Raw genomic sequence first — 14,203 nt, 5'->3', positions numbered from 1 at the left:
TGTGCTTCCCACTCAGGCCGACGCGGGCTGCTTCTGCATCTCGACCAGCGCGCGCAGCGCAGCCAGGTACGAGTGCGGACCCAGCCCCTGGACCGTGCCCTTCACGGCCGGCGAGATGATCGAATGCGCGCGCCATGCTTCGCGCGCGGCGATGTTGGACATGTGCACCTCGATGATCGGGAACGGCATGGCCTTGATCGCGTCGTGCAGCGGCACGCCGTGCTGCGTGAGGCCGGCCGGGTTGACCAGCGCGCCCTGGGCGTCATCGATATGCGTGTGCAGGAAGTCGACCAGCTCGCCTTCGTGGTTCGACTGGATGATGTCCAGCGCCACGCCGAGTTCGTTGGCGAGCTGCTGCAGCTGCGCGTTGATTTCGGCCAGCGTGGTCTTGCCGTAGATATGGGGTTCGCGGCGGCCGAACAGGTTGAGGTTCGGCCCGTGCAGCACGAGGATCTTCATGGAGGCGCCTTCGGTCGGAGTCTTGCTTACTGCTTGCGGATGCGCGCAAGCTCGTCGGTGTAGAGCTTGACGATGGCGGGGTCGTAGCTCGCGGCAAAGCGCTCGGTGACGGGCCTGGCGACCTGCCGCATGCGCGCCTGTTCGGCGGGTGCGAGTTCGTTGAACTGCGCGCCCTTGGCCTGCAGGTCGCCCACGGCGCGCTGCGCGGCGGCGCGGCTCACCTGGCGCTGGTAGCCGCGCGTTTCGTCGGCGGCCTCGTGCATCATCTTCTGCTCGGCGGGGCTCAGCGAGTCCCAGAACTTCTTGCTGACCAGCACGATGTTGGCCGCGTACACGTGGTTCGTGGCGCTCACGTACTTCTGCACCTCGTAGAACTTGTTCGACAGAATTACCGCGTACGGGTTCTCCTGGCCGTCGACCGCCTTCGCCTCGAGCGCGCCGTACAGCTCGGCGAAGGGCATCGGCACAGGGTTCGCCTTGAAGGCCTTGAAGGTCTCGAGGAACACGGGGTTCGGAATCACGCGGATCTTCAGGCCTTCCAGGTCTTCGGGCTTGGTGATCGGGCGCTTGCTGTTGGTGACGTTGCGAAAGCCCAGGTCCCAGTAGCCCAGCGCCACGAGGCCCTTCTCCGGCAGCTTCGCGATCAGCGCCTGCCCCAGCGGACCGTCGAGCAGCGCATCGGCCTGCGCGAAGCTGCCCACCGCGAACGGAAAGTCGATGAGGCCGAACTCCTTGACGATGCCCGCCAGCGAAGTGGTGGCCGGCGCCGACATCTGCTGCACACTGCCCTGCAGCGCCGACTGCTGCTGCATCTCGTTGCCCAGCTGAGAAGCGGGAAACTCCTGCACCTTCATCCTGCCGCCGCTCTTGGCTGCGAGCAGTTCGGCGAAACGCTTCACGCCGAAGCTCACGGGATGGTCGGCGTTGTTGAGGTGGCCGAAGCGGATCACACGGTCCTGCACGCCCTGCGCGAGCGCGGGAACGGCCAGCGCGAGGGTCAGGCCGACGGCGGCCAGCGAGCGATGAAGGGTTCTCAAGATGTATGTCTCCAGCGGTGCGAAGGTGCAGTGCGGCGCGATCTTAGGCGGAATGTGGAAAGTATTTCCACTAGTGAAAACGCTTGGCAAAAACGCTAGAGTGCCGCCATGACAGCCATACTCGAACGCAGCTTCAAGGTCCTCGAACACCTGGCCGGCCACCCCGAAGGCCGGGCGTTGTCCACCCTCTCGGCCGAGCTGGAAATGCCGCTGAGCGCCACCCATCGCCTGCTGGCCGAGCTGGTGCGCTGCGGCTACGTGCGCCAGGACCAGAGCCACGGCGACTACTTTCTTACGATCAAGCTGGTATCGCTGGGCCTGAGCTTCCTGAGCAACAGCGGCATCGTCGACGTGGCGCAACCGCTGCTCGACCGGCTCGCGGCCGAGTCTGGCGAACTGGTGCGGCTGGCCGTTGTCGACGGCGAGGAACTCACCTTCGTCGCCAAGGCCCAGGGCGCGACGCGCGGCCTGCGCTACGACCCCGACATGGGCCTGTCGGTGAACCTCTCGTGCAGCTCCGCGGGCCACGCCTGGCTTTCGACGATGACGGACGAGCAAGCGCTGCAGCTCGTGGCAAAGCGGGGCTTCGGCAAGCCCGAGGACTATGGCCCGAAGGCGCCGACCACCGTGAAGGCATTGCTCGCATACCTGCGCGCGGCACGCAAGCGCGGCTTCGCGATGATCAGCGAGGTGTTCGCACCGGCGATGACGGCCATGGCCGCACCGGTGCGCAGCGGCAACGGCGCGGTGATCGGCGTGATCACCATCGCCGGGCCGCTGGTGCGGCTCACGGAAGAACGGATGCTCGAGCTCGGGCCGGTGCTGCTGGCGTCGGCCGAGGACGTGGCGCTGGCCAGCGGGGCCTCCGCGCTGTTCAAGCGAAGGGCCTGACCGGACACACGCAACGCTACTGCGGCCTCGCCAGCGTTTCCGCAAGCTCCCACAGCGAGCCCATCTGCCCCGAATGAAAGAGCAAGGGCGGCGTGTCGGTGCGCGAGAAGCGATCCACGCGACCGAGGATGATCGTGTGGTCCCCCTCCTGGTGGCGCGAATACGTCGAGCATTCGAATGTCGCGACGCTGCGCGTCAATCGCGCGCATCCGTTGGATGCAAGGGCGAAGGCTTCGCCGAAGCGCTCGAACTTGTCCGCCGCAGGCTTGGCGAAATGCCAGGCCAGGTCGCGCTGCTCGGCAGCCAGGACGCTGAGGTTGAAGGAGCGCGCCGCAAGAAACGCGTCGGCGCTGCGCGTGTCGTCGCGGATGCTCCACAGGATCAGCGGCGGGTCCAGCGACACCGACGAGAAGGAGTTGATCGTCATCCCCTCGCGCTTGCCGTCCGGCGTGGTGGTCGTCACGAGGCACACCCCCGTGGGAAACGCGCCGAGCGCCTGCCGGAGTTGGCGGGCATCGGCCGTTTCGGCGGCGTCGCCCGTGATCAGAGCCCAGGAGTACATGGCCGGCGCCTCGATCAGTACTGGCCCTTCGGCTCGAGGCCGAGCAGGTATTGCCCCACCATGGAGGAGACCGCGTCCCAGTTGAGGCTGATGTGGCGCGAGATGGCATTGGCGTCGCGCCACATCCGCTGGATCGGCTGGTTCAGCGACAGGCCCGCGCCTCCCACGCTGGCGAAAACCGCCTCGACGGCATCGCGCGACAGGCGCGCGGCGAAGGCATGGTCGCGGCGATTGCGGATGCGCTGCTCGACGCTGATGACATGGCCGTCGAGCGCCATCTGCTCCACCTGCGCGGTGTCGCGGTAGAGCAGCAGCCGCGCCGCATCGACGCTTGCCGACGCCTCGGCCAGGCGGGACTGCACAGGGAAGAACTCGCTCAGCCTGCTGCCTGCGCCGGCCACCGCGCCGCGGGTGACGCGCGAGCCGGCCAGCTCGATCAGCTCGTCGACCGCGCCCTGAGCGGTGCCGAGGATGGGCGACACGAGGCAGACCGGCACCGCCGAGAGAAAGGGAATGCGGTAGATCGGATTCGCATTGACGCTGGCGCCGGGAGGGCAGTTCGAGGAGGCCTCGGCGAACGTGAGCTTGCGATGCCCGGGGATGAAGGCGGGCTTGTCGATGACGACCGCCTTCGAGCCCGTGCCCGCCTGGCCGGCGACGTGCCAGTTGTCCTCGATCGACCAGTCCGACCGAGGGGCGAGCAGGAAGCCCGCGGTCGGCGGCGCGCCTTTTTCCTCGGGCGGGAACTGCACGCCCAGCAAGGCCCACTGAGAGTTGTCCACGTTGGACGCGAAGAGCCACTTGCCTTGCACGAGGTAGCCGCCGTCGACCTTCTCGGCCATCGTGGCGGGCGCGTACGAACCGCAGACGATCGCGCCGGGGTCCTTGCGCCACACGTCGTCCTGTGCCTCCTCGGGAAAGGTCGCGACGAGCCACTGGTGGATGGCTCCCAGCGAGCAGCCCCACGCCGACGAGGTGCAGCCCCGCGCCAGTTCGCTCACCACATCGATGAAGGCTGTGAATCCGTACTCGAAGCCGCCATAGCGCGCCGGCTGCATCAGCTTGAAGAAGCCCGCATCGTGGAAGGCACGCGTGGTTTCGTCGGAAACGCGTCGATCCTGCTCGGTGCGCTGCGCCCGGGAACGAAGCAGCGGCACCAATTCGCTTGCGGATGCAACTATCGATTCGATCGGAGGCGCGTCTTTCACGGGCGATTTTCTGCCGGGGGCCGGGAGGTCGACGTGATTGAGTTGGGCAAACGGGTTCGCGGCATCTGTCATGGGGGTCTCCAGGAAGGGTCGGATGAATCTCGGGTTGGAGCCTTGATTGGAGAAGAAAACATTTGCAAATGCAATCAAATAAACCTAGGTATTAACGCTATAAAGGCGCCGATGATTGTTTGTAAGATCGGCCATGGCAAAGAGAACACCCTCCTCGGCCCCTTCCTCCGGGCGACCCGGTCCGTCGGCGGAATTGGCGCTTGAATTGAATGCATCTACAGATAAATCGCCCCAGCATGACCTGGAGCGCGCAATCCCCTACCTGCTTGCGCGCGCAGGAACAAGAATGGGGCAATCGTTCAGCAGGGAGCTCAAGCAGTTCAACCTCTCGCTGACCGAGTGGCGGGTGTGCGTCGCACTGCACCACGCGGCGCATCAGCGGCTGTCCGACCTGGCGCTGCACACCTCGACGGAGCCCTCCACGCTTTCGCGGGTGGTCGACGGGCTGCTGCAGCGCGGCATCCTGGTGCGCGACCGGTCGGACGAAGACGCCCGCGCGCTCGCCCTGAGCCTGACCGACGCGGGGCGCGACCTCGCGCTGCGGATCATTCCGCTGGCGCAGCTCTACGAGCGGGTGTCGTTGTCAGGGCTGAGCTTCGCGCAGGCCGAATCGCTGAGGGACATGCTTCGCATGGTCTACGACAACCTGGAAGTGCTCGACAACGAGTGATGCCGCGGTGAACATCAACACCATCGACCTGAACCTCTTCCTGGCGTTCCAGGCGATCTACGCCACGCGCAGCGTCACGCTGGCGGGCGAGCGCCTCGGCATGACCCAGTCGGCGATGAGCAATGCCCTGAAGCGCCTGCGCGAGCGCTTCAACGACGCGCTGTTCGTGCGCTCGACCGACGGCATGGTCCCGACGCCGGTCGCCGAGCGGCTCATCACCCCGATCGAGGAAGGCCTCGCCTGCCTGATGCAGGCGGTCGACCAGGGCAGGACCTTCGAGGCGCAAACATCCGGGCGCACGTTTCGAATTGCCGTCAACGACATCGGGCAGCTGGTCATGATGTCGGAGCTGCTCCTGGTCGCGCGCGGCATAGCGCCAGGGGTGCGATTCGAGACCGTTGATGTGCCCATTGCCGAGGCGCGCCAGCGCATGCTCCACGGGCAGATCGACATCGCCCTGGGCAGCTGGGAGCCTATAGGGCCGTCGTTCTACCAGCAGCGGCTGTTCGACGAGACATTCGTCGTGCTCACGTCCAGGGCCTCGCCCCTGGGCGGGCGCGACAGCATTGGTCTCGACGAGTATCTTGCGGCCGAACACATCGCGTACCGCCCCCATGGAACGACCGACTTTCAATTGCAGCAGACACTGGAACGAGCCGGCGCGCTCGATCGGCGGCGCGTGGTGCTGACGGCCGCCCATTCACTGGGCCTGTCTTCGATCGTCGCCTCGTCGGGACTGCTGCTGACGGCACCGGCGCGCCTCGCCCAGGCGATGGTGGCGTCGCGCACTGACCTGCACATCGTCAATGCGCCGTTCGAGGTCGTGCCCTTCGAGATCCGGCAGCAGTGGCACGAGCGATTTCACCAGGACAGCGGCAACCGCTGGCTGCGCGAGCTGATATTCGGCCTGTTCCATGAGCGCTCGCAGCGGCATCAGGGCGCCGGCAAGCAGGCGTAGTCGACCTGATGGCGCTCGGTGCGGATGCTGCCGAGTTCGCGCTTCACGCGAAGGTGCTCGGGATGGGTCGCATAGTCTTCGAGGCTGCGCGCATCGCGAAAGCGCGTGCAGAGCACCACGTCGCAGGCGTAGTCGATGCGGCTCACATCGATTCCGACTTCCAGCTCCAGGAGCCCCGGGATGCGGCCGCGCAGCCCTTCGAATGCATTGCGCACCGCGATGCAGTTCGCGCTTCGTTCCGCGGCCGAGGCTCCGGCGACGCGCCACATGACGATGTGCTTGATTTCCATGCCTTCAATCCCGTGGCGCCTTGTTCAGCACGAAGTCGTGGTCGAGCGTGTAGAAGGGTTCGTCCATGCGCGTTCCGTCCGGCGCGACGCCGGGCTCATGGCGCTTCCAGTCGGCGATGAGCGAGGAGCGCACGCCGAACACGGCATCGGAATCCAGGTACGTGCCGCCCGAGCGGAACACGTGGGTGATGAGCGTCTCGTACCCCGGCGCCTGGATCATGAAGTGCAGGTGGGCAGGACGCCAGGGATGGCGGCCGAGTTGCTCCAGCAGCTGCCCCACGGGGCCGTCGTGGGGGATGGGATACGGCACGGCCAAGATGGACCTGAAATCGAAGCGGCCGTCCTCGCGCGTGCTCAGCTGGCCACGGCCCTGGGCACTGCCCAGTTCGGGGCGCTGGACGTCGTAGAAGCCTTCGTCGTCGGACTGCCAGACGTCGATCCGCGCATCGGCGATGCGCTCGCCCTGGATGCCCCGCACGCTGCCCCGGACGAAGCAGGGCATGCCGTGCGCGCCGTTGGAGATGTCGTCGCCGTTCTGGTACTTCGGTGCGTCGGGGACATAGAAGGGACCGAAGACGGTCGCCTCCGTGCAGCCCGTCGGACGCCGGTTGCACTGCGCGGTAACGAGCGTCGAAAGCCCGAGCACATCCGACAGCAGGATGAACTCCTGGCGCTTGTCATCGGTGATCCTGCCGACGCGCGTGAGGAAGTCGATGCCGCGGGACCATTCGGCTTCGGTGAGCTGCACCTCGCGCGCGAAATCGTGCAGATGGCGCACAAGGCTGTCCATCACCGTCTTCAGGCGCGCGCTGGCTGTTCCGCCCTGCGCCTTCAGCGTTGCGCCGGTGATGGTCCATTCGTCGATGTCGATCATCTGGTCTTCTCGCCGCGCCGGCACCTCAGGATTGCTTCAGCTTGAACAGCGACAGCGCGTTCGTGCGGCCGATCTTCAGCCGGTCGGCTTCGCTGATGCTCGTATCGGCGAACCAGTTCGATGCGTGGTCCACGTTCTCGAAGGGCCAGTCGGTCGAGAACAGGATCCGGTCCGAACCGACTTCCAGCATCGCGTCGATCAGCGTCTGGGTGCGGAAGTTGCCGGACGTCGTGAGATAGAAGTTCTCGTGGAAGTACTCGCAAAGCTTGCGCTTGGCGGGATAGCCTTTGGGCGCCTTGACCCAGGCATTGCGGTGGTCGACCCGCCACATGTTGTATGGGAGGCCTTCGCCGAGATGGCCAAGGATGATCTTCAGGCCGGGATGCCGGTCGAAGAGGCCGCTGGCCATGAGGCGCAGGGCATGGACGGCGGTTTCCTGTGCAAAGGCCCACGTGGGCCCGAGCAGCCACGGGTGGCCTTCGTAGATCTGGGCCCAGCTCGCGAGCGGGTTGCGCGGATGCAGATAGAACGGCGCATCGAGCCGCTCCGCCGCGGCCCAGAAGGACGCATACTGCGGCGCGTCATAGTAGACGGCGTTGTCGGCCGTGCCGACCTGCGAGAACCCGTTGACCAGCGCGCCACGGAAACCGAGCACGGTCATGCAGCGCTCGAGCTCCTCGGTCGCCTTGTCGGGGTCCTGCATCGGCAAGGCGGCGAATGCCTGGAAGCGGTCGGGCCGCTTCGCGACCTGCTCCGCCAGGAAATCGTTGGCGCGGACAGAGAGTTCATGGGCCTTGACCGGATCGGGAACCGCCTGCACGGCGGGCGCGTTGAGCGAAAGAATCATCATCTCCATGCCGTTTTCGTCCATCTGGCGCAAGCGCCCTTCATGGATGTCGATGAGACGGCTGCTGAGTTCCTTCCAGTAATCCCCAGGCACGAAGCCGGCCGAGTCCTGCAGCGTCTCGGGAAGCGCAAAGTGTTCCTCGAGGCCGATCTTTCCTTGCATGGCTGTTTCCTTTTTTGCGGGGCACGGTCCGCAGCTGTTGATTCGCGGCAGCGCCAACAGCGGCGCTTGCCTTGCAGGTCAATTTACGAAAGCCTCGCTGCAGCGTCGAACGAAATTCGGTGATGGCGCACATCTGGATTTCGCATGAAGGGCAGCTTGTGGGTAGACCCGCCCCAACATTTCCAGGCTTCATAGAGAACATCCTGAAAATGCGTTGGACCTTCGCGCACCCGCAATCCACCATGCGAACGCCGTCAACGTTCGCCCGCCGACAAGGCGCTGACGCACCCCTTTTTCCATCAACTCGGAGACACGAGTCATGCGTCAGATCGACCTTCACAAGCTGGCCGACGAAACCCGCTTCAACCGCTTCCACGGGCTCGTGCTGTTCTGGTGCGCCCTGATCATCGTGTTCGATGGCTACGACCTCTCCGTGGTCGGCATCGCGCTGCCTTCGATCATGGCGAACATGGGCGTCCAGCCCACCAACGCCGGCTTCATGGTCAGTTCGGCACTCTTCGGCATGATGTTCGGCGCCATCTTTCTCGGCACCATCGCCGACAGGATCGGCCGTCGATGGGCCATCGTCATCTGCGTGGGCCTGTTCAGCGTGTTCACCGCGGCAGCCGGGTTCGCCAGGGACCCCGTCACCTTCGGCGTGGTCCGCTTCCTCGCGGGGCTGGGCATCGGCGGGGTCATGCCGAACGTCGTTGCGCAGATGACCGAATACTCGCCGAAGAAAATGCGCGCGACCCTCGTCACGCTGATGTTCAGCGGCTATGCGGTCGGCGGGATCATCGCCGCGCTGCTCGGCAAGGGCCTGATCGAAACCTACGGCTGGCAGTCGGTGTTCTTCGCGGCGGGCATGCCGCTGGTTCTGATCCCCTTCATCCTGAAGTACATGCCGGAATCGATGCCGTTCCTGCTGGCCCGGGGACGAACCGAAGAGCTGAAGAAGATCGCCTCCAGGCTCGACCCGGGCTACAAGCCGCTGGCAACCGACCGCTTCGTCGTGCCGCCCGCCGACCGGGCTGCCGGCGCACCGATCAGGCATCTCTTCCAGGAGGGCCGCGGCTTCAGCACCGTCATGTTCTGGCTCGCATTCTTCATGTGCCTTTTCATGGTGTTCGCGCTGAGTTCATGGCTGACGAAACTCATGGCCGGTGCGGGCTACAGCCTCGGTTCGGCATTGACGTTCGTGCTGGTGCTCAACGCGGGCGCGATGGTCGGTGCAATCGGCGGCGGCTGGCTCGCGGACCGCTTCCACATCAAGTACGTGCTGGCAGGCATGTATGCGCTGGCCGCGATTTCGCTCACGCTGCTTGGCTACAAGATGCCGACGCCGGTGCTGTTCGTCCTCATCGGCCTGGCCGGTGCGTCGACCATCGGCACGCAGATCGTGGCCAACGCATACACCGGCCAGTTCTATCCGATGGCAGTGCGCGCCACGGGTCTCGGGTGGGCACTGGGAATCGGGCGCAGCGGCGCGATCCTGGCTCCCATCCTGATCGGCGTGCTCGTGGGCATGAACCTGCCGCTGCAGCAGAACTTCATGGCGATCGCGATTCCGGCCGTGATCGGCATGGTTGCGGTTCTTCTGATCAATCACGGCCGGTCTGCGTCTGCGCAGATGGTCGATGCCGGCCGGCCGCGAACCGAGCCGGGGAACGACGGCAAGCAATTGGCCGGCTCGTGAGCGACAAGGCGATCTGCTCCTGCACCTCTTCCGGGCGGCCTGACAAGGCCGCTTTTTTCATCGTACGGTCATTGTCCAAAAACGGGCGCCGCCGGTGCATTACCTGAAAATTCGCGTTCTCGCTCGATTCCGAACGAAACTTCACCAGGAAAGTGTGCAAAATTCCCATCTGTGATCGGCCGCAGCGTCGCCGATCGGATACTCGGCTAATTCAATCTCCGCTCTCTTCCATCCATGCGCGCTGAAAGCGGTCTCCTCGAGGCACGAAGTGGCCTCCCCCAGCCGGCGGCAGGGCCCACGCCAAAAGACATGCTGGGATGCACGGTCGGTCATCTCCAGAAAGACCAGGCACTCTCGGCCAACGGCTTGCGGATCTACCGCAAGACCGTGAACGCCAATGAGCTCCACTACGTGGAAACAGCCGCAAGCGCGCGCGGAGTGCTGCTCGGCATCTCGTTGCGCGACGGCCACCGCAGGCGAATCCTCCATGAGCACCATGCGTCGTGCCATGACTTCGGCAAGGGCTCGATCTATGTCCGTGATTTTTGCGACCGCTACCGCGCGGACATGCAAAGCGGCTTCGACTTCGTGCTGCTCGAGATCTCGCATCCGGCCCTGGAACGCGCCATCGACGAAAAGCAGGGGCCTCGCGTCGGCGGGCTCGTCGATGTTGCGGGCGCCAGGGACGACGTGCTCGCCCACCTCGCGAGCGCGCTGATCCCTGCGCTGGAACGCCCTGCCGAGGTCAGCCAGCTGTTCATCGACCAGATCGGCGTCGCGATGACGAGCTACCTGGTCGACAACTACGGCCGCGGAGCCACGGCAACCGGGCCCCGGACGAACCGGCTGCTTTCGCGTTCGCACGAGGCGCGGGTCAAGGAGATGCTGCGCAGCAAGATGAATGGCGGCATCTCGATTGCCGAGATCGCCGACGCCTGCAACCTGTCGCGCAGCTATTTCATCCACGCCTTCCGCGAGACCACCGGACAAACGCCGCACCAATGGCTGATCGCGCAGCGGATCGAACGTGCGCAAGCGCTGCTGATGGACTTCGAACGACCGCTGGTGGAGATTGCGACGGCCTGCGGCTTTGCGGACCAGAGCCACTTCACACGCGTCTTTTCCCAGTACACCGGCAAGCCGCCAGGCGCCTGGCGCAGAGAGATCCGAATCGGCATGTGAAAGGATCCGAATGCGGACGCCGATACGGAATGCGTCCGAATATGCAAAGCCGCGTCCAACCCTGCAAGACGGCGCGCGCCGCCGCGCGCACCATGGGATCCCCATCGAAGGAACCACCATGAAACCCTCCCTGCCGCAGCTCATGAGCCTCAACGGCGGCTTCGTCGACACCGCCGGCTTCCTGGCGCTGCATGGCCTGTTCACCGCGCACGTCACCGGCAACTTCGTCACCATCGGCGCGGCGCTGGTGCATGGCACCTCGGGCACGATCACCAAGCTGCTTGCGCTGCCGGTGTTCTGCATCGTGGTCGTGCTCGCACGGTTGTTGAGCTATGGCCTTCCCGGCTTCGGCCTGCCGGTGCTGCGCACGATGCTGGTGCTCAAGGCCGCGCTGCTGCTGGCGGGCGCCATCCTGGCCATCCGCTTCGGCCCCTTCGCCGATGGCGACAGCGCAAGCGCGATGCTCACGGGCCTGGTGCTGGTGTCGGCCATGGCGATCCAGAACGCGGTGCACCGCATCCACCTGGGCAGCGCACCGCCGACCACGCTGATGACCGGCACGACGACGCAGGTCATGGTCGATCTCGCCGACCTGATGCGCGGCAAGCAGGCGCCCGAAGAAGCGGCCGCCGCCCGCGCGCGCATGCGGCGCATGTCGACCGCGGTGGTCTGGTTCGCCGCCGGCTGCGCGGCGGCGGCGCTCATCTACCTGCAGTGGAACGTATGGTGCTTTGCCGTGCCGCCGGTGCTGGCAGCCTGCGCCGTGATGCTCCAGCGCAGTACGCACGAAGGCGATCCTGCGCCGGCGTCAGCTGCGCCTCACCTGTAGAGCCAGCGCGCCATCAGGCGCGTGTACCTCGGCATGACGAGGTACACCATCAGCCCGACGATGGTCGCCGCGGCCAACAAGTGCGCCAGCCAGTAGTCGGACAGCACGGGCACCGAGGCCAGCAGACGGTGCAGCACCGCCGGCACCAGCATGGTCAGCGGATAGATCACCGACAGCGTCAACAGGAACTGCTTGTAGCGCTTGGCCGGCGGCTGCCCTGCGGGCGGATGGAACCAGAACTCGAGCCCGCTGCGCGTTTCCACCTTCTCGTCGGCGTCGAGGAACGGCGCCACCTCTTCCACCAGCTGGCGGCGCGCGACGGAGGCGAACCAGTCCTGCGCATGCGTGAGCGAATCGAAGCGGATGGCGATGGTGTACTGCAGGCCGCCGCCGCCGGCCGGGTGGATGATGTTGACGCCGCGGTGCCCGGGAAAGCGCGAGGCGATAGGCACCACCTTCTTCAGCCATTGCTCGTAGGCGGCCACGGACTCGCGCTTCACCGTCTGCTGGATGACGGCGGTGACGGTTTCGGCACCCGGCAGCACGCGCCCGGCAATCTCGTCCAGCGTGGCGGTGCGCAACCCGGGTTGGCGGTCGTCGGCGGTCATGCGCGGTGCCTTTTCTCAGAGGCCGAGCAGCTTGCGGCCTTCGTCGGCCAGCAGGTCGTGCGTCTCGGGGTGAGACCGCATGTAGGCGTTGAACACGGGGCACTGCGGCACCACGCGCAGCCCGCGCTCACGCGCCGAAGCGAGGCCGGCCAGCACCAGTTGCTTCGCGATGCCCTGGCCTTGCAGGGCTTCGGGCACCAGCGTGTGGATGAAGGTGATGACGTTGCCTTCGAGCGAATAGATTGCGACGGCACGCTCACCCTGAGCCGCGTATTCGAAGCGGTGCTTTGCGGGGTTGTCGCGGACCTGGATAGAAGAAGGAGAAGTGGTCATGAGAAATTCTTGATGTGCCGGGCGCGCATGCAGCACCGTCCCGGCAGGTCGCTACAGGCGCCCTGACGGGGCGGCGGCAGCATCAGCCCTTGATGAAAGCCAGCAGGTCGGCATTCACCTGGTCGGCGTGCGTGTTGCAGGTGGCATGCGGCGCGCCGGCGTACGCCTTGAACTGGCTGCCCTTGATCATCTCGGCCGCCAGCTTGCCCGTGGCCTCGATGGGCACGACCTGGTCGTCGTCGCCGTGGATCACGAGCGTGGGCACGTCGATCTTCGCCATGTCGGGGCGGAAATCGGTTTCGGAGAAGGCCGTCACGCAGTCGATGGTGGCCTTGATGGAGGCCTGCAGCGCGATCTGCAGCGTCTGCTTGAACACGCCCTGGGACACCTTGGCGCCCGGGCGGTTGGTGCCGTAGAACAGCGTGCTGAAGTCGTCCAGGAACTGCGGCCGATCGGCAGCCAGGCCGGCGCGGATGCTGGAGAACAGCGACGCATCGGGGCCCCCGGGATGGTCGGCCGTCTTCATGAACAGCGGCGTCACGGCGCTGATGAGCGCGAGCTTGGCGACGCGTGAGCTGCCCTTGCGTGCGATGTAGCGCGTGACGTCGCCGCCGCCCATGGAAAAGCCCGCGAGGATCACGTCCTTCAGGTCGAGTTTCTCGATCAGCTCGGCGATGTCGTCGGCGAAGGTGTCGTAGTCGTAGCCGGTCCAGGGCTGGCTCGAACGGCCGAAGCCGCGGCGGTCGAACGCGATCGTGCGGTAGCCGCGCTCCGCGAAGAACAGCATCTGCGCGTCCCACATGTCGGCGCTCAGCGGCCAGCCGTGGCTGAACAGGATGGGCTGGCCCGAGCCCCAGTCCTTGTAGTAGAGCTCGGTGCCGTCGCGCAGGGTGAGTGTGGTCATGGTCTTCCTTTTCGGAATGGTGTGAAGGGGAAAAAAAGATGCAGGAAGGCGGGTGCGCTCAGCCTTGGCGCACGGACTCGAACAGGAACCACGTGCGCTGCTCGGCCTCGTCGATCCAGTTCTCCAGCACGCTGGCCGTGGCCACGTCGCCGTACTCGTCGCACACTGCGTGCGTGCCGCGCATGAAGCCGGCCAGGCGCTGGTTGTCCTCGCGCAGCTCGGCCAGCATGCCGATGGGGGTCACGAAGTCGGCGTCGTTGTCCGACAGGCGCTGCAGCCGCGCGGCGTGGCCGGTGGAGCGCAGCGTGGTGCCGCCCACCTTGCGCACGCGCTCGGCAATGGGGTCGACCGTGGCGAAGATCTGGTCGGCCTGCTCGTCCAGCAGCAGGTGGTAGTCGCGGAACGAGGGGCCCGACATGTGCCAGTGGAAGTTCTTCGTCTTGAAGTACAGCGCGAACACGTCGGCCAGCAGCACATTGAGCGCCGCGGAGATGTCGCGCGTGGCGTCGGCGCCCAGGTCGCTCGGGGTGTGCAGCGACGCGACGCGGCGCGCCTTGGTGCTGCTGGCCAGGGCCTTGGCGGCCTTGGTGGATTTTGAAGTAGCCATGTTTTTCCTTGGTA

General features: G+C 65.8%; 17 protein-coding genes. 6 read left to right on the top strand and 11 right to left on the bottom strand.

Annotated elements, in window-relative coordinates:
* Nucleotides 1-12 precede the first annotated feature (12 nt).
* Both ACCC97_RS10775 and ACCC97_RS10770 read right to left on the bottom strand, forming a co-directional pair.
* Nucleotides 13-459 (bottom strand): type II 3-dehydroquinate dehydratase, encoded by a 447-nt coding sequence (locus ACCC97_RS10775; RefSeq protein WP_056512998.1) that lies wholly within the window; start codon nucleotides 457-459, stop codon nucleotides 13-15.
* A gap of 26 nt (nucleotides 460-485) precedes the next feature.
* Nucleotides 486-1,496, bottom strand: coding sequence for a TRAP transporter substrate-binding protein (locus tag ACCC97_RS10770; RefSeq protein ID WP_413332749.1), 1,011 nt, complete (start codon nucleotides 1,494-1,496; stop codon nucleotides 486-488).
* A gap of 108 nt (nucleotides 1,497-1,604) precedes the next feature.
* Here ACCC97_RS10770 and ACCC97_RS10765 point away from each other — a divergent pair, with 108 nt between their 5' ends.
* Nucleotides 1,605-2,387, top strand: coding sequence for an IclR family transcriptional regulator (locus ACCC97_RS10765; protein ID WP_413332748.1), 783 nt, complete (start codon nucleotides 1,605-1,607; stop codon nucleotides 2,385-2,387).
* Nucleotides 2,388-2,403: 16 nt separating this feature from the next.
* Here the strand turns inward: ACCC97_RS10765 and ACCC97_RS10760 are convergent, their stop codons facing one another.
* On the bottom strand, nucleotides 2,404-2,949 hold the full coding sequence (locus tag ACCC97_RS10760; RefSeq protein ID WP_007831128.1) for a flavin reductase family protein: 546 nt from the start codon (nucleotides 2,947-2,949) through the stop codon (nucleotides 2,404-2,406).
* Between the two features lie 14 nt (nucleotides 2,950-2,963).
* Nucleotides 2,964-4,229, bottom strand: coding sequence for an acyl-CoA dehydrogenase family protein (locus ACCC97_RS10755; RefSeq protein ID WP_007831126.1), 1,266 nt, complete (start codon nucleotides 4,227-4,229; stop codon nucleotides 2,964-2,966).
* A gap of 286 nt (nucleotides 4,230-4,515) precedes the next feature.
* On the opposite strand from ACCC97_RS10755, the gene ACCC97_RS10750 reads away from it, so the two are divergent.
* Together ACCC97_RS10750 and ACCC97_RS10745 are read left to right on the top strand one after the other, a co-directional pair.
* Nucleotides 4,516-4,899 carry a MarR family winged helix-turn-helix transcriptional regulator gene (locus ACCC97_RS10750; protein WP_007831124.1) on the top strand — a complete coding sequence of 128 codons (384 nt, stop codon included), beginning with the start codon at nucleotides 4,516-4,518 and terminating at the stop codon, nucleotides 4,897-4,899.
* 7 nt (nucleotides 4,900-4,906) lie between these two features.
* Nucleotides 4,907-5,857, top strand: a complete 951-nt coding sequence (locus tag ACCC97_RS10745) for a LysR family transcriptional regulator (protein WP_007831123.1) — start codon at nucleotides 4,907-4,909, stop codon at nucleotides 5,855-5,857.
* Here ACCC97_RS10745 and ACCC97_RS10740 read toward each other — a convergent pair.
* Genes ACCC97_RS10740 through ACCC97_RS10730 form a run of 3 tightly spaced genes read right to left on the bottom strand, consistent with a single transcriptional unit; the run spans nucleotide 5,833 to nucleotide 8,030 of the window.
* Nucleotides 5,833-6,147: a Dabb family protein gene (locus tag ACCC97_RS10740; RefSeq protein ID WP_413332747.1), complete on the bottom strand. Its 315-nt coding sequence runs from the start codon at nucleotides 6,145-6,147 to the stop codon at nucleotides 5,833-5,835. The genes ACCC97_RS10745 and ACCC97_RS10740 overlap by 25 nt on opposite strands.
* A gap of 4 nt (nucleotides 6,148-6,151) precedes the next feature.
* Complete coding sequence (locus ACCC97_RS10735) at nucleotides 6,152-7,021, bottom strand: intradiol ring-cleavage dioxygenase (RefSeq protein ID WP_007831120.1); 870 nt, start codon at nucleotides 7,019-7,021, stop codon at nucleotides 6,152-6,154.
* Between the two features lie 25 nt (nucleotides 7,022-7,046).
* Nucleotides 7,047-8,030: an amidohydrolase family protein gene (locus ACCC97_RS10730; RefSeq protein WP_413332745.1), complete on the bottom strand. Its 984-nt coding sequence runs from the start codon at nucleotides 8,028-8,030 to the stop codon at nucleotides 7,047-7,049.
* Between the two features lie 319 nt (nucleotides 8,031-8,349).
* Between ACCC97_RS10730 and ACCC97_RS10725 the strand changes: the two genes are divergently transcribed.
* The 3 genes from ACCC97_RS10725 to ACCC97_RS10715 all read left to right on the top strand — a co-directional run bounded on the left by ACCC97_RS10725 (nucleotide 8,350) and on the right by ACCC97_RS10715 (nucleotide 11,737).
* Nucleotides 8,350-9,726: an MFS transporter gene (locus ACCC97_RS10725; protein ID WP_007831118.1), complete on the top strand. Its 1,377-nt coding sequence runs from the start codon at nucleotides 8,350-8,352 to the stop codon at nucleotides 9,724-9,726.
* 234 nt (nucleotides 9,727-9,960) lie between these two features.
* Nucleotides 9,961-10,908, top strand: a complete 948-nt coding sequence (locus tag ACCC97_RS10720) for a helix-turn-helix domain-containing protein (protein ID WP_413332743.1) — start codon at nucleotides 9,961-9,963, stop codon at nucleotides 10,906-10,908.
* 118 nt (nucleotides 10,909-11,026) lie between these two features.
* Nucleotides 11,027-11,737 carry a DUF1275 family protein gene (locus tag ACCC97_RS10715; RefSeq protein WP_413332741.1) on the top strand — a complete coding sequence of 237 codons (711 nt, stop codon included), beginning with the start codon at nucleotides 11,027-11,029 and terminating at the stop codon, nucleotides 11,735-11,737.
* Here ACCC97_RS10715 and ACCC97_RS10710 read toward each other — a convergent pair.
* The 4 genes from ACCC97_RS10710 to ACCC97_RS10695 all read right to left on the bottom strand — a co-directional run bounded on the left by ACCC97_RS10710 (nucleotide 11,728) and on the right by ACCC97_RS10695 (nucleotide 14,189).
* Nucleotides 11,728-12,345: an antibiotic biosynthesis monooxygenase gene (locus ACCC97_RS10710; RefSeq protein WP_413332739.1), complete on the bottom strand. Its 618-nt coding sequence runs from the start codon at nucleotides 12,343-12,345 to the stop codon at nucleotides 11,728-11,730. The genes ACCC97_RS10715 and ACCC97_RS10710 overlap by 10 nt on opposite strands.
* A 15-nt stretch (nucleotides 12,346-12,360) precedes the next feature.
* The gene (locus tag ACCC97_RS10705; RefSeq protein WP_007831113.1) at nucleotides 12,361-12,678 is read right to left on the bottom strand and encodes a GNAT family N-acetyltransferase; all 318 of its coding nucleotides are present in this window, start codon (nucleotides 12,676-12,678) and stop codon (nucleotides 12,361-12,363) included.
* An 82-nt stretch (nucleotides 12,679-12,760) separates the two neighbouring features.
* Nucleotides 12,761-13,582, bottom strand: coding sequence for an alpha/beta fold hydrolase (locus ACCC97_RS10700; RefSeq protein WP_413332737.1), 822 nt, complete (start codon nucleotides 13,580-13,582; stop codon nucleotides 12,761-12,763).
* Nucleotides 13,583-13,640: 58 nt separating this feature from the next.
* Complete coding sequence (locus ACCC97_RS10695) at nucleotides 13,641-14,189, bottom strand: Dps family protein (RefSeq protein WP_007831109.1); 549 nt, start codon at nucleotides 14,187-14,189, stop codon at nucleotides 13,641-13,643.
* Nucleotides 14,190-14,203 lie beyond the last annotated feature (14 nt).

This window comes from Variovorax sp. Varisp85 (assembly GCF_047304045.1).
Lineage (GTDB): Bacteria > Pseudomonadota > Gammaproteobacteria > Burkholderiales > Burkholderiaceae_C > Variovorax.
Note: the sequence above shows the minus strand (reverse complement) of the source record. Positions and strands in the feature narration are given on the sequence as shown.

What these genes read in the sequence shown, in the direction of transcription:
- ACCC97_RS10705 (WP_007831113.1), bottom strand. Translation starts at nt 12,678, where the DNA reads ATGACCACTTCTCCTTCTTCTATCCAGGTCCGCGACAACCCCGCAAAG.
- ACCC97_RS10740 (WP_413332747.1), bottom strand. Translation starts at nt 6,147, where the DNA reads ATGGAAATCAAGCACATCGTCATGTGGCGCGTCGCCGGAGCCTCGGCC.
- ACCC97_RS10715 (WP_413332741.1), top strand. Translation starts at nt 11,027, where the DNA reads ATGAAACCCTCCCTGCCGCAGCTCATGAGCCTCAACGGCGGCTTCGTC.
- ACCC97_RS10730 (WP_413332745.1), bottom strand. Translation starts at nt 8,030, where the DNA reads ATGCAAGGAAAGATCGGCCTCGAGGAACACTTTGCGCTTCCCGAGACG.
- ACCC97_RS10760 (WP_007831128.1), bottom strand. Translation starts at nt 2,949, where the DNA reads ATGTACTCCTGGGCTCTGATCACGGGCGACGCCGCCGAAACGGCCGAT.
- ACCC97_RS10700 (WP_413332737.1), bottom strand. Translation starts at nt 13,582, where the DNA reads ATGACCACACTCACCCTGCGCGACGGCACCGAGCTCTACTACAAGGAC.
- ACCC97_RS10710 (WP_413332739.1), bottom strand. Translation starts at nt 12,345, where the DNA reads ATGACCGCCGACGACCGCCAACCCGGGTTGCGCACCGCCACGCTGGAC.
- ACCC97_RS10755 (WP_007831126.1), bottom strand. Translation starts at nt 4,229, where the DNA reads ATGACAGATGCCGCGAACCCGTTTGCCCAACTCAATCACGTCGACCTC.
- ACCC97_RS10725 (WP_007831118.1), top strand. Translation starts at nt 8,350, where the DNA reads ATGCGTCAGATCGACCTTCACAAGCTGGCCGACGAAACCCGCTTCAAC.
- ACCC97_RS10765 (WP_413332748.1), top strand. Translation starts at nt 1,605, where the DNA reads ATGACAGCCATACTCGAACGCAGCTTCAAGGTCCTCGAACACCTGGCC.
- ACCC97_RS10775 (WP_056512998.1), bottom strand. Translation starts at nt 459, where the DNA reads ATGAAGATCCTCGTGCTGCACGGGCCGAACCTCAACCTGTTCGGCCGC.
- ACCC97_RS10695 (WP_007831109.1), bottom strand. Translation starts at nt 14,189, where the DNA reads ATGGCTACTTCAAAATCCACCAAGGCCGCCAAGGCCCTGGCCAGCAGC.
- ACCC97_RS10720 (WP_413332743.1), top strand. Translation starts at nt 9,961, where the DNA reads ATGCGCGCTGAAAGCGGTCTCCTCGAGGCACGAAGTGGCCTCCCCCAG.
- ACCC97_RS10735 (WP_007831120.1), bottom strand. Translation starts at nt 7,021, where the DNA reads ATGATCGACATCGACGAATGGACCATCACCGGCGCAACGCTGAAGGCG.
- ACCC97_RS10750 (WP_007831124.1), top strand. Translation starts at nt 4,516, where the DNA reads ATGGGGCAATCGTTCAGCAGGGAGCTCAAGCAGTTCAACCTCTCGCTG.